This is a genomic window from Kitasatospora sp. NPDC032121 (assembly GCF_055580145.1).
On the sequence record NZ_JBVILX010000016.1, the window covers coordinates 117,732 to 129,625 of the forward strand.

The following is an 11,894-nucleotide window of genomic DNA, read 5'->3' on the forward strand; positions in this document are numbered from 1 at the left end:
CGTCAGCGGAGTGTCAGCAGTGCGTCAATCCGGGCCCCGGCGGGCGCGGGCGGGCGGAAGCTGGACCCATCACACCTGCAAGCCCCGCAGGTCGTCCCGGAGGTGAGCCGCATGTCCGTCCCCGCCACGTTCCATTCCGTCCTCCCCGACGTGCGCCGCCACGGCCTGCGCACCGCCGTCGCCCGGGTGCTGGACCGCCTCGCCGCCAGCCCGCTCGACAACACCGTGCTCGGCGCGATCGGCACGCCCCGCCCGTCCGCCCGCCCGGCCGGGCCGCGCGCCCGGTGGCACCCGGTGTCCCGGCCGGACGGCACCACCGCCCTCGAAGCCGCCTGGCACCCGGACCGCTGAGGCCACCGGGCGCCCGTTCGCGACCGGCGGCGGCCGGCCGCGGACGGGCGCCGGGCGCGGACAGCCATTCGGCGCAGCGCTCCCCCGCGCGGCACGGCCCCGGTCCGGGGCCGCACCTATGGTGGGCGAATGACCGATCGTCGGACCGTCCGGCCTGGTGTCGCCCGGGTGGGCCACCTCGTCGCCGCCGCCGCTTTCGCCGTCTGCATGACGGGCACCACCCTGCCCACCCCGCTCTACGGGCTGTACCAGGAGAAGCTCGGCTTCTCCGAGCTGACGGTGACCGTCGTGTTCGCGGTGTACGCCTTCGGCGTCATCGGCGTGCTGCTGCTGGTCGGCAACGTCTCGGACACCGTCGGGCGCCGGCCCGTGCTGCTCTGCGGGCTGGCCTGCTCGGCCGCCAGCGCCGTGGTCTTCATGGCCGCCGACAGCGTGGCCGTGCTCTACCTGGGCCGCCTGCTGTCCGGGTTCTCGGCGGGCCTGTTCACCGGCACCGGCACGGCGTACGTGCTGGAGCTCGCCCCGCCCGGGCACCGGGCCCGGGCGGGCTTCGTCGCGACCGCCGCCAACATGGGCGGACTCGGCTGCGGACCGCTGCTGTCGGGCGTGCTCTCGCAGTACGCGCCGCACCCGCTGGTGCTGCCGTTCGCCGTGCACCTGGGCCTGGTCACCGTCTCCTTCGCGCTCACCCGGCTGCTGCCGGAGACGGTCGCCGGGGCCCGCCCGCTGCGCACGGCCCGGCCCGACCGGCCGAGCCTGTCGCCGGAGGTCCGCCGGGTGTTCGTGCCGGCCGCGGTCGCCGCCTTCGCCGGATTCGCCCTGCTGGGCCTGTTCACCTCCGTCAGCCCCGCCTTCCTCGCCACCGACCTGGGCGTCCACAACCGCGCGGTGGTCGGCCTGGTGGTCTTCACGGTCTTCTTCGCCTCCACCCTCGGCCAGCTCCTGGTGCCCCGGCTCGGCACCGCCCGGGCGATCCCACTGGGCTGCCTGGTGCTGATCGCCGGGTTGGCACTGCTGGCCGGCTCGCTCGCCCGGGAGGTCCTCGCCCTGCTGGTGCTCAGCGCCCTGGTGGGCGGCGCCGGCCAGGGCATGGGCCTGCGCGGGGCGGTGGGCGAGGTGGCGGCGGCCGCCACCACCGAGCACCGCGGCGGCGCCCTCTCCGCGCTGTTCGTGGTCGCCTACTTCGGCATCTCGATCCCGGTCATCGGGGTGGGCCTGCTGACCGGGCCGCTCGGCCTGGCCCAGGCGGGCCTGGTCTTCGCCGCCTGCATGGGCGTGCTCGCCGCCGTCTCCGGCCTCTACCTGCTGCGCCAGGCACGCACCGCGAGCTGACGCGCGCGCACTGCCCCGCACCGGCCCGCGCGTCGACCAGCACGCCGCAGGCCGTCCCGCGCGCCGCCGTACGCGCCGGCCGTACGCAACCCGCGCGCGAACGCCGCCGGCCGCCCGTACGCGCTTGCCGCCCACGCCGGGGACCGATAGACACGAGCCAGACACCTTGCGTGACACCGGAGGTTCCCACCATGGCCGTGACGAGTCGCTACCTGGGCGCGTGGGAGGGCTTCTGGCGCGATGCGCCCGAGGAGCCGGGCTCGGTGATCTGGGACGCGGAACCAGCCCTCGGCGCCGAACGCCACCTCACGCTGTTCCGTCTCCACCTGGCCGACCCCGCGCTGCCCGTCGTCGACCTGGGCTGCGGCAACGGCACCCAGACCCGCTTCCTCGCCGAGCGCTTCCCCGTCGTCCTCGGAGTCGACCTGTCCGCCGCCGCGCTGGACCTCGCCCGGCGGGGCGACCCGGCCGGGCGGGCCGAGTTCACCCGGTTGGACGCCACCGACACCGAGGCCGTCCGGGAGCTCCACCACCGCCTCGGCGACGCCAACGTGTACGTGCGCGGGGTGATCCACCAGAGCGAACCGGCCGACCGCCCCGCGGTGGTCGAAGCCGTTCGCATCCTGCTCGGGGCGCGCGGTCGGGCCTTCGTGTTCGAACTCGCCGAGGCGGCCAAGGACGTGCTGGCCGAGCTCGTCCGCGGGCCGGCCGGACCGCCCCCGAAGCTGCGCCCGGTGTTCTCGCACGGGCTCGCCCCCGCCGGAGTCGCCGACTCGGCCTTCCCCGAGCTGTTCCACGCCGCCGGCCTGGACGTCCTCGCCACCGGTGAACTGCCGCTGGCCACCACGGAGTCCGGCCCCGACGGCACCCGGATCGAGCTGCCCGCGCACTGGCTGGTCGCCGGGCCGCGCGGTTCCGCGCCGGCCTAGAGGGCGTGTCCGATAATTCGCGCCAGGCGTGCGACGGGAATCGTCAGACACGCCCCGGCCCGCAGGGCCGGGCGAGCCGAAACCCGACGATCCACCGGCTTTCGGCCATCCTCCGCGTCCGGTCGGACCCTCCGGACGGGCCGCGCCGACGGCCCGGCCGTTCCCGATCTCCGCTGGTCAGCATCCGGCGCCCGGCGAACCACTCAAGTCCCCTGGAGTACTGGGAGATTGGCGCAATCGTGCAGGAGTGGCGGCAAAGGCGGGCAGGCGGACGACCCCGCCGTGTTTTGCTTCCCCGCATGGGATCTTCCACGGCCGAGGGGTCGTCCGTACCGGCGGAGTCCGGCCCGCCCACGACAGCGCCCCCAGCCCCGGAACCCGTACCGCTGCGTCGGCGCCGTCCGCTGCTGCTGCTCGTCACGGAGCAGCTGAGCAGCTCGGTGGGACGCCAGGTCACCGCACTGGCGCTGCCGCTGCTGGCCATCGCCCACCTGCGCGCCGGCCCGCTCGGCTCCTCCGCGCTGCTGGCGATGACCTACCTGCCCGGCGTCCTGCTCAGCCCGCTGATCGGCGTCGCCGTCGACCGGGCCCGGTTGCGCCGGATGCTGGTCTCGGTGTCCTGGCTACAGGTCCCCGCCATCGGCAGCGTGCCGCTCGCGGCCGCGCTGGACCGCCTGACCTGGCCGCACCTGTTCGCCGCGGCCGCCGCCTCCGGGGCGCTGGGCTCCGCCCAGAGCGTCGCGCTGCAGTCCTGCCTGCCCCGGGTGGTGCCCGCGGAGCGCCTGCTGCCGGCCAACTCCTCGCTCACCGGGGCCAGGACCGTCGGCCTGATCGGCGGGCCGGCGCTCGGCGGCATCCTGATCGGCGTGGTCGACCCGGCCCCCGCGCTGCTGGTCGAGTGCGCCGCCTACCTCGTCGGCGGGGCCCTCTTCCTCGCGCTGCCGGCCGCGCTGAACCGGCCCGCGCACGAGGCGGGGCACGGCGCGCGGTCCCGACTCGAAGCCCTGCGGGAGGGCCTCGCGGTCATCCGGCGTGAGACCCTGCTGCGCCGCCAGGCCCTGGCCGCCGCCGGGCTCAACCTCGGCGGCGGCGCCGGCGCCGGACTGTTCGTGCTGTACGCCGACCGGGAGCTGCGGCTGCCCGCGTGGCAGCTCGGCGCGGTCTACGCCGCGTACGCCGTCGGCATGGGCACCGGCGTGCTGGTCGCGGCCTCCGTGACCCGGGCGCTGGGCATGGCCCGGGCCATCCGGCTGTGCGCGGTCGGCGCGGGGGCCGCCCTCTTCCTCATCCCGGTGGCCTCCCTGGGCTTGTCGTTCCCGGTGCTGGTGCTCTACCAGCTGCTGTTCGGACTGCTGGCCACCATCTGGTCGATCGCCATGACCACCGGGCGCCAACTCGTCACCCCCGCAAACCTGTTGGGCCGCGTCAACGCCTTCCTCCAGGCGGTGCTGACCGCCACCCTGCCGGTCGGCGCCTTCGTCGGCGGGTGGCTCGCCGCCCGGGTCGGCATCGTGCCGGTGCTGGTCGGGGCGGCAGCCGTCGCCCTGGCGGGCGCGAGCAGCCTCTGGTTCCCGCGCGACATGCTGGCCGGGATCGAGCGGGCGGCCGAGCAGAAGGCCGCCTGAGCGCCGTCACCCTTCGTACCGGGCCGCGGGGAGTCCGACGACACCGGGCCCAGGGAACCCGACGGCACCGGCCTTCACGGGCCCGACGGCACCGCCCTTTACGGGCCCGACGGCACTGGCCGTGGGAACCCGACGGCGGGGCCGGTCCGAGCCCCTGGGGCGGGGGCGAGTCGCCGGGGCTGCCGGCCCGGGCGCATCCTGGAGGGGACCCCACCCCTCGCCCGGGAGGACGCGCCATGGCGGTCCACCGCCTCGGACTCGTCGTGCACAAGGGGCGGCCCGAAGCCGTGGCCGCCTCGGGCCTGGTCCGGGCCTGGTGCGACGACCACCGCGTTCCGTGCGCCGAGATCGACGTGTGGAACGCGGGCGTCCAGCGACGCAGCGCCGGGGCGGAGATGGCCGCCGCCGGGAATCCGGACCTCATCGTCACTCTGGGCGGCGACGGAACCTTTCTGCGCGGCGCGCGCCTGGCGGCGCACAACGGCTCGCTGCTGCTCGGCATCGACTTCGGGCACGTCGGCTTCCTCACCGAGGTGCCCGCGCGGGACGTGCTCCAGGCCCTGGACGCCGTCCAGGAGTCCCGCACCACGGTCGAGGAGCGGATGCTGCTCACCATGCGGGCCTCCCGACCGCTGTCGCCGCCCGAGGACGAGGGCCCGGCGCAGTTCTACGGCCGCCGGCCGGCCCTGCCCCCACCGCAGGTGCGCCCGGGCTGCGACGCCGGCGGGGGCTGGGGGGTGGCCCTCGACCTGCTCGGGCTGAACGAGGTCGTCGTGGAGAAGTTCGCCCGGGACGGCCGGGTCGCCGCCGCGGTCTACTTCGCCGGGCGGCTGCTCGCCTCCTACGCGGGCGACGCGCTGCTGGTGGCGACCCCGACGGGCTCGACCGCGTACAGCTTCGCCGCGGGCGGGCCGGTGGTCTCGCCCCGGGCGGAGGTCCTCGTCTTCACCCCCGTCGCGGCGCACATGGTCTTCGAGCGCTCGGTCCTCACCGCACCGGACGAGCCGATCGCCATGCGCCTGCTGCCGCACTCCGGCAGCGCGGCGGTCAGCGTGGACGGCCAGCTCCGCGGCGTGCTGGACCCAGGTGACTGGATCGGCGTCTACGCCGCGCCGACCCGGCTGCGGGCGGTCCGGCTGGGACCGACCGACTTCTACGGCCGCCTGCGCCGGCGGCTGCGGCTGACCGACGCGCCCGCCGCCGCCTCCGACGGCGAGGTGCCCTCGGCCTGGCCGCTGACCGCTCCGCCGCCGCACGACCTGGACCACCTCAACCTGCCCACGCTGCAGGAGGGCAGGAACCTCCCGTCCGTGGTGCGCCGGACCGACGGCGGGGCCTGACCCGCCGCGCCCCCGCGGGAAGCGGCCCGAGCGGGCCGCGCCTACACGGTCGCCCCGGGGCCCTACGCGCTCACCTCGGGCCCTACGCGCTCACCTCGGGGCGGCCGGGCTCGGCCCAGCGGGTGTGGAAGCTGCCCGGACGGTCCGTGCGGCGGTACGTGTGGGCGCCGAAGAAGTCGCGCTGCCCCTGGATCAGGGCGGCCGGCAGGTGCTCGCCGCGCAGGGTGTCGTAGGAGGCGAGCGCGGCGGAGAACGCCGGTACGGGGATGCCGTGCTGGGCCGCGCCGGCCACCACGGTGCGCCAGGCCGCCTGGGCGTCGGAGACCTCCGCCGCGAACCGCTCCTCGGCGAGCAGGCTGACCAGGTCGGGGTTGGCCGCGTGGGCGGCGCGGATCCGGTCGAGGAAGGCGGCCCGGATGATGCAGCCGCCGCGCCAGATCCGCGCCACCGCGCCCAGGTCGATGTCCCAGCCGTACTCGGCCGCGCCGTCGCGGATCATGGTCCAGCCCTGGTCGTAGGCGATGACCTTCGACGCGTAGAGGGCCTGCTCGACGTCCCGGGTGAAGCGCTCGGCCTCGTGCGGGCGCAGCTCCTGGCGGGTGCCGCCGGGCAGCGTCCGGTAGGCCGCGCGCAGCTCGGACCGGGAGGACGCGACCCGGGCGAAGGTGGCCTGGGCGATGGCGGTGACCGGGGAGCCGAGGTCGAGGGCGGTCTGGACGGTCCAGCGCCCGGTGCCCTTCTGCTCGGCGGCGTCCTGGACGATGTCGACGAAGGGCCGGCCGGTTGCGGCGTCGGTGTGGGCGAGGACCTCGGCGGTGATCTCGATCAGGTAGGAGTCGAGCCGGCCCTTGTTCCAGTTCCGGAAGATCTCGGCGATCTCGGCGGGGGCGTAGCCGCCGACCTCCCGCAGCAGGTGGTAGGCCTCGGCGATGAGCTGCATGTCGGCGTACTCGATGCCGTTGTGCACCATCTTCACGAAGTGGCCGGCCCCGTCGGTGCCGATGTGGGTGCAGCACGGGTCGCCGTCCACGTGGGCGCTGATCTTCTCCAGCATCGGGCCGAGGACGGCGTAGGACTCGGCGGAGCCGCCGGGCATGACCGAGGGGCCGTGCAGCGCCCCCTCCTCCCCGCCGGAGACGCCGCTGCCGACGAAGTGGATGCCGCGCTCGCGCAGCGCCCGCTCCCGGCGGCGGGTGTCGGCGAAGTGCGCGTTGCCGCCGTCGATGATCATGTCGCCCGCCTCCAGCAGCGGGGCGAACTCCTCGATGACCTCGTCGGTGGGCTGACCGGCCTTCACCATGATCAGCAGCCGGCGGGGACGCTCCAGGGCGGCCACCAGCTCCTGCGGCGACCGCGCCGGGACGAACGCGCCCTCGTGGCCGAACTCCTCGATCAGCGCCTCGGTCCGCCCCGCGGTCCGGTTGTGCACCGCGACCGTGTAGCCGTTGCGGGCGAAGTTCCGCGCCAGGTTGCGGCCCATCACCGCAAGCCCCGTCACGCCGATCTGTGCGGATGCCTCCATGGCGGCTGCTTCCTTCCTCGGGGGTTCCCGGCGGGCCGGAAGGGCCGCGCCGCGGCCTGGGCCGGCCGTTTCCACCCGCCGGCGCGCTGCGCGCACAGCACCGGGCGCCCGGGGCGGGCGATCTACATGCTCACCGGCGGCGCCCGGCGCCCGCGCGGGGAGCTGGCCCGTTCAGGTGCCGCCGGGATCGGCCGGAGCCGCGCGGAACGCTCGTTCCGGAAGCGGGAACGAGCGTTCTCGGGAGCCGTCGTTCCCAGGAACTGCCACTCCCGGGAGCGGGCTTCCTCAGGCCCGGCCGAGGACGCGGTCGACGGCGATCTCGATGACCACCCGGTCCGGGTTGACCCGCGGCTCCCGGTAGCGCTCGGCGTAGCGGCGCTCCGCCTCGGCGACCTGCTCGGGCTCGTCGCGGACCACCGCCAGGCCCTCCAGGGTCGACCAGCGGGCCCGGTCCACCTGGCAGATCGCGACCCGCAGGCCCTCGGGCCCGGCCTCGGCGACGTTGCGGGCCTTGCGGCTGGTACGGCTGGTGATCACCCGGGCGGTCCCCGTCTCCGGCTGGTACGTCACGCCGACCGGCACCACGTGCGGCGTGCCGTCCGGGCGGATGGTGGTCAGCGTGGAGATGTGCCGCTCCCGCCAGAAGGCGAGGAAGGATTCGTCGAGGTCGCGCGGGTCGTGGGCCATGGTCGCGATGGTACGGCCCCCGCGGAACGCTCGTTCCGCGGGGGCCGTACGGGCCGGGCGGGCAGTACCGGCGTGCCCGCGCGTTCCGTCAGTGGCCGCGCGCGATCCACTCCGGCAGGGCCGGGGCCTCGGCGCCGATGGTCGTCGGGTCGCCGTGGCCGGTGCGCACCACGGTCTCGGCCGGGAGCGTCAGCAGCCGCTCGCGGATCGAGTCGACGATCGTCGGGAAGTGCGAGAACGACCGGCCGGTGGCGCCGGGGCCGCCCTGGAACAGGGTGTCGCCGGTGAAGACGGTGCCCAGTTCGGGCGCGTACAGGCAGACCGCGCCCGGCGCGTGGCCCGGGGTGTGCAGCACCGTCAGCTCGGTGCCGGCCACCTCGATCCGCTGGCCGTCGGCCAGTTCGCCGTCCGGCAGCCGCTCGGGGTGGGTGAGCTGCCACAGCGGCAGGTCGTCGGGGTGCAGCAGGATCGGCGCACCGGTGCGGGCGGCGAGGGCCGGGGCCGCGTCGATGTGGTCGTTGTGCGCGTGGGTGGAGACGATCGCCAGCAGCCGGCGCCCGCCGAGCGCGGCCTCGATGGCCTCGGCGTCGTGCGCGGCGTCGATCACCACCGCCTCCTCGTCGTTCCCGACGATCCAGACGTTGTTCTCCACCTCCCAGCTGCCGCCGTCGAGTTCGAAGGTCCCGGCGGTCACCAGCCGGTCGATGCGCGCCGTGCCGCTCTCGCTCACAGGACCACCACCGAGCGGAGGACGTCGCCCTGGTGCATGCGCTCGAAGGCCTGCTCGACCTTGTCGAGCTCGATGGTCTCGGTGACGAAGGCGCCGAGGTCCAGGCGGCCCTGGAGGTAGAGGTCGATCAGCATCGGGAAGTCCCGCGAGGGCAGGCAGTCGCCGTACCAGGAGGACTTCAGCGCGCCGCCGCGGCCGAAGACGTCGAGCAGCGGCAGTTCCAGCGTCATCTCCGGGGTCGGCACGCCGACCAGGACGACGGTGCCGGCCAGGTCGCGGGCGTAGAAGGCCTGCTTGTAGGTCTCCGGCCGGCCGACCGCCTCGACCACGACGTCCGCGCCGTTGCCGCCGGTCAGCTCGCGGATCGCCTCGACCGGGTCGGTGGTGCGGGAGTTGACGGTGTGGGTGGCGCCCAGCTTGCGGGCGGTCTCCAGCTTGCGGTCGTCGATGTCCACCGCGATGATCTTCGCCGCGCCCGCCAGCCGGGAGCCCATCACGGCCGCGCCGCCGACGCCGCCGCAGCCGATCACCGCGACCGAGTCGCCCCGGCCGACGTTGCCGGTGTTGATCGCGGCGCCGAGGCCCGCCATCACGCCGCAGCCCAGCAGGCCGGCGACGGCCGGCTCGGCGGCCGGGTCCACCTTGGTGCACTGGCCGGCCGCGACCAGGGTCTTCTCGGCGAACGCGCCGATGCCCAGTGCCGGGGACAGCTCCGTGCCGTCCAGCAGCGTCATCTTCTGCTTGGCGTTGTGGGTGTTGAAGCAGTACTGCGGGCGGCCCCGCTTGCACGCGCGGCACTGGCCGCACACCGCGCGCCAGTTGAGGACCACGAAGTCACCGGGCTCGACCTCGGTGACGCCCTCGCCGACCGACTCCACGATGCCCGCGGCCTCGTGGCCGAGCAGGAACGGGAACTCGTCGTTGATGCCGCCCTCCCGGTAGTGGAGGTCGGTGTGGCAGACGCCGCACGCCTGGATCCGGACCACCGCCTCGCCCGGGCCAGGGTCCGGCACCACGATCGTGGTCACCTCCACGGGAGCGCCCTTGGCGCGCGCGATGACTGCCTTGACCTGCTGGGGCATCCGATTCCACCTCCGTCGGCCGGTGCGACTCTGCACCGGCGTGACCTGCGACAAAAGACTGCAAGACGAACTGCCCACGAAGCGTATCGCCCACCCGCCGACCACCTGCGGAGCGCCCGGGGCGATCCGGTGTGACGCGGTGTGATACGGCTCACCGGACCTGTCGGCGGCGGCTTCGACGCCGTCCGACGCCCCGGCGCTCCCGGCACTTCCGGCACTTCCGGCGCCGTCGCGTCGGCTCACGGGCGCTCAGCCGGCATGTGCCCGCCGGGTATCCGTCGAGGGCCCGGCGACAACCCGGCGCGGCGGAGGCGGCGGGGGCGCACAAGTGGCACTGAGCGCCTGTCAGCCCGTCCCGAAGTGCCCGGAAAGCACCGGCGTTGGCTGGAAGTGCCGCAGACGGGCGCCCGCCGCCCACGTACGGTCGTAGCTGAGACGGTCCACGCGACCACGCTCAGCACACCCGCCCCACCCGTCGGCGCGCGACCGCGAGCCGGCCGCGCCGGGTGCGTACCGACCGTGCGCGCCCGCACATTTCGCGCCACCCCCTCCGCAGGAGCCCGACCGAACCCGGCCCGTGTCGAGCCGCCAGCCGGCCGCATCACCCGTCCCCCGCCCCGCACCATCCCCGGATTCACCCTCCGTCGGGTCGCGTTCCGCGGCCCACCACCCTGGAGTCTGGAGTACGGATGTCCACCGAGAACAGTGCGACCAGCGCCGGCCCCGCCCCGCTCCCCCCGCTCCCCCCGCTGCACTGCATCCGCCTGCTCGAACCCGGTCCGCCCCGCCTCGCCGCGCTGCCCACCGGCACGCCGGTCTGGCTGGTCAGCCGACACGCCGACGTGCGCCAGGTACTGACCGACCCGCGGCTGGGCCGCGCCCCGCTCTACGCGCCGGACGCCCCGCCGATCACGGTCACGCCCAACATCCTGGACGACCCCGACGGCATGCTGAACATCGACGGCACCGAGCACCAGCGGCTGCGCCGCACCGTGCAGCGCGCCTTCACCCCGCGCGCGATCGAACGCTGGCGGCCCTGGGTGGCCTCGGTGGTCGAGTCGCTGATCGACGAACTGATCGACCACGGCTCCCCGGCCGACATCATCGCCGCCTACTCCCGCCCGCTGCCGGTCGCGGTGATCAGCCGGCTGATGGGCCTGGACAACCTGGACGGCAAGCGGCTCGCGCACTGGAGCGACCACGCGCTCTCCACCACCGCCTACAGCGCCGAGGAGATCGTCACCGCGATGACCGAGTTCGCCGCCTTCGGCGCCGAGGTGATCGCCGAACGCCGGGCCGCCCCCGGCGAGGACCTGGTCAGCGGCCTGCTCGCGGCCGCCGCCGAGGACGGCTCGATCACCGAGGGCCAGCTGGTCCTGCTGGTCATCGGCCTGGTCGTGGCCGGGCACGAGACCACCATGACCAGCCTCGGCAACGCCCTGGTCTACCTGCTCCAGGACGGCCGTGAGGCCTGGCAGCGGCTCGCCTCCGACGAGGCCAGCGCCACGGTCGCGACCGAGCAGCTGCTGCGCGCCATCCCGCTCGGCGACCGCCAGGAGCACATGCCCGGACTGCTGCGCCGCACCGTCGAGGACGTCGAGATCGGCGGCGTGGTCATCCCGGCCGGCAGCGTGGTCGCCGCCGACCCGGCCGCCGCCAACCACGACCCGGAGGTGTTCGCCGGGGACCTGCCCGCCGAGCTGTTCTCCCCGCTGACCGGCCCCACGCTCACCTTCGGCGCCGGACCGCACCACTGCCTGGGCGCCTGGCTCGCCCGGATGGAGCTGGAACTCGCCCTGCACCGGCTGGCCCGCCGCCTGCCCTCCTTGCGGTTGGCCGGCCCGGTCGAGCGGATCGACTGGCGGCGCGGCCTGCTCACCCGCAGCCCCAACTCCCTGCAGGTGGCCTGGTGACGGGCCGCGCGGACACCGAGCCGGTGGTCGTCCGGGTCGACCGGGACCGCTGCATCGGCTCCGGGATGTGCGCCCTCAGCGCCCCCGACTCGCTGGTCCTCGGCGCCGACGGGCTGGCCGCGCCGCTGGCCGCGTACGCGGACGGCGGCGCGGAGTTGACGGACGGGCTGAGCGAGGCGGTGGACTACTGCCCGGTCGAGGCGCTCAGCCTCCACTCGGCCCGCGGCGGCTACCGGATCGCCCCCGCGGAGTGAGTCCGACCCGGTGGTGGGGGGGGGGGGGGGGGGAGGGGGGGAGGAGGGGGGGGGAGGGGGGGAGGGGGAGGGGGGGGGGGGGGGGGGGTGCTGTTGCCTAGGTGCGTGCTCTCTTTTTTTTCTCTTTTT

General features: G+C 75.2%; 11 protein-coding genes. 7 read left to right on the plus strand and 4 right to left on the minus strand.

The annotated features are described in order from the left end of the window. The first annotated feature begins 111 nt into the window (after positions 1–111). The 5 genes from ACZ5OX_RS30615 to ACZ5OX_RS30635 all read left to right on the plus strand — a co-directional run bounded on the left by ACZ5OX_RS30615 (position 112) and on the right by ACZ5OX_RS30635 (position 5,577). Positions 112–351 carry a hypothetical protein gene (locus ACZ5OX_RS30615; RefSeq protein ID WP_465634487.1) on the plus strand — a complete coding sequence of 80 codons (240 nt, stop codon included), beginning with the start codon at positions 112–114 and terminating at the stop codon, positions 349–351. A gap of 129 nt (positions 352–480) precedes the next feature. Continuing rightward, complete coding sequence (locus ACZ5OX_RS30620; RefSeq protein WP_465634489.1) at positions 481–1,683, plus strand: MFS transporter; 1,203 nt, start codon at positions 481–483, stop codon at positions 1,681–1,683. Between the two features lie 191 nt (positions 1,684–1,874). Beyond that, positions 1,875–2,612: a class I SAM-dependent methyltransferase gene (locus ACZ5OX_RS30625; protein WP_465634490.1), complete on the plus strand. Its 738-nt coding sequence runs from the start codon at positions 1,875–1,877 to the stop codon at positions 2,610–2,612. A gap of 299 nt (positions 2,613–2,911) precedes the next feature. Further along, positions 2,912–4,237: an MFS transporter gene (locus tag ACZ5OX_RS30630; protein ID WP_465634492.1), complete on the plus strand. Its 1,326-nt coding sequence runs from the start codon at positions 2,912–2,914 to the stop codon at positions 4,235–4,237. A gap of 236 nt (positions 4,238–4,473) precedes the next feature. Next, entirely contained in the window at positions 4,474–5,577 is a 1,104-nt protein-coding gene (locus ACZ5OX_RS30635; protein ID WP_465634493.1) for an NAD(+)/NADH kinase, read from the plus strand. Positions 5,578–5,659: 82 nt separating this feature from the next. Here ACZ5OX_RS30635 and gndA read toward each other — a convergent pair whose 3' ends face one another. The 4 genes from gndA to ACZ5OX_RS30655 all read right to left on the minus strand — a co-directional run bounded on the left by gndA (position 5,660) and on the right by ACZ5OX_RS30655 (position 9,598). Further along, positions 5,660–7,099 (minus strand): NADP-dependent phosphogluconate dehydrogenase, encoded by a 1,440-nt coding sequence (gene gndA, locus ACZ5OX_RS30640; RefSeq protein WP_465634494.1) that lies wholly within the window; start codon positions 7,097–7,099, stop codon positions 5,660–5,662. 285 nt (positions 7,100–7,384) lie between these two features. Then, the gene (locus ACZ5OX_RS30645) at positions 7,385–7,786 is read right to left on the minus strand and encodes a pyridoxamine 5'-phosphate oxidase family protein (protein ID WP_465634496.1); all 402 of its coding nucleotides are present in this window, start codon (positions 7,784–7,786) and stop codon (positions 7,385–7,387) included. A gap of 88 nt (positions 7,787–7,874) precedes the next feature. After that, the gene (locus ACZ5OX_RS30650; RefSeq protein WP_465634497.1) at positions 7,875–8,516 is read right to left on the minus strand and encodes an MBL fold metallo-hydrolase; all 642 of its coding nucleotides are present in this window, start codon (positions 8,514–8,516) and stop codon (positions 7,875–7,877) included. Continuing rightward, positions 8,513–9,598 (minus strand): S-(hydroxymethyl)mycothiol dehydrogenase, encoded by a 1,086-nt coding sequence (locus ACZ5OX_RS30655; protein WP_392915596.1) that lies wholly within the window; start codon positions 9,596–9,598, stop codon positions 8,513–8,515. The genes ACZ5OX_RS30650 and ACZ5OX_RS30655 overlap by 4 nt, the downstream gene beginning before the upstream one ends. Before the next feature lie 689 nt (positions 9,599–10,287). Here ACZ5OX_RS30655 and ACZ5OX_RS30660 point away from each other — a divergent pair. After that, positions 10,288–11,511 (plus strand): cytochrome P450, encoded by a 1,224-nt coding sequence (locus ACZ5OX_RS30660; protein WP_465634499.1) that lies wholly within the window; start codon positions 10,288–10,290, stop codon positions 11,509–11,511. Further along, entirely contained in the window at positions 11,508–11,765 is a 258-nt protein-coding gene (locus tag ACZ5OX_RS30665; RefSeq protein WP_392878018.1) for a ferredoxin, read from the plus strand. Before ACZ5OX_RS30660 ends, ACZ5OX_RS30665 begins: the two co-directional genes overlap by 4 nt. Positions 11,766–11,894 lie beyond the last annotated feature (129 nt).

What these genes read in the sequence shown, in the direction of transcription:
- ACZ5OX_RS30615 (WP_465634487.1), top strand. Translation starts at nt 112, where the DNA reads ATGTCCGTCCCCGCCACGTTCCATTCCGTCCTCCCCGACGTGCGCCGC.
- ACZ5OX_RS30620 (WP_465634489.1), top strand. Translation starts at nt 481, where the DNA reads ATGACCGATCGTCGGACCGTCCGGCCTGGTGTCGCCCGGGTGGGCCAC.
- ACZ5OX_RS30625 (WP_465634490.1), top strand. Translation starts at nt 1,875, where the DNA reads ATGGCCGTGACGAGTCGCTACCTGGGCGCGTGGGAGGGCTTCTGGCGC.
- ACZ5OX_RS30630 (WP_465634492.1), top strand. Translation starts at nt 2,912, where the DNA reads ATGGGATCTTCCACGGCCGAGGGGTCGTCCGTACCGGCGGAGTCCGGC.
- ACZ5OX_RS30635 (WP_465634493.1), top strand. Translation starts at nt 4,474, where the DNA reads ATGGCGGTCCACCGCCTCGGACTCGTCGTGCACAAGGGGCGGCCCGAA.
- gndA (WP_465634494.1), bottom strand. Translation starts at nt 7,099, where the DNA reads ATGGAGGCATCCGCACAGATCGGCGTGACGGGGCTTGCGGTGATGGGC.
- ACZ5OX_RS30645 (WP_465634496.1), bottom strand. Translation starts at nt 7,786, where the DNA reads ATGGCCCACGACCCGCGCGACCTCGACGAATCCTTCCTCGCCTTCTGG.
- ACZ5OX_RS30655 (WP_392915596.1), bottom strand. Translation starts at nt 9,598, where the DNA reads ATGCCCCAGCAGGTCAAGGCAGTCATCGCGCGCGCCAAGGGCGCTCCC.
- ACZ5OX_RS30660 (WP_465634499.1), top strand. Translation starts at nt 10,288, where the DNA reads ATGTCCACCGAGAACAGTGCGACCAGCGCCGGCCCCGCCCCGCTCCCC.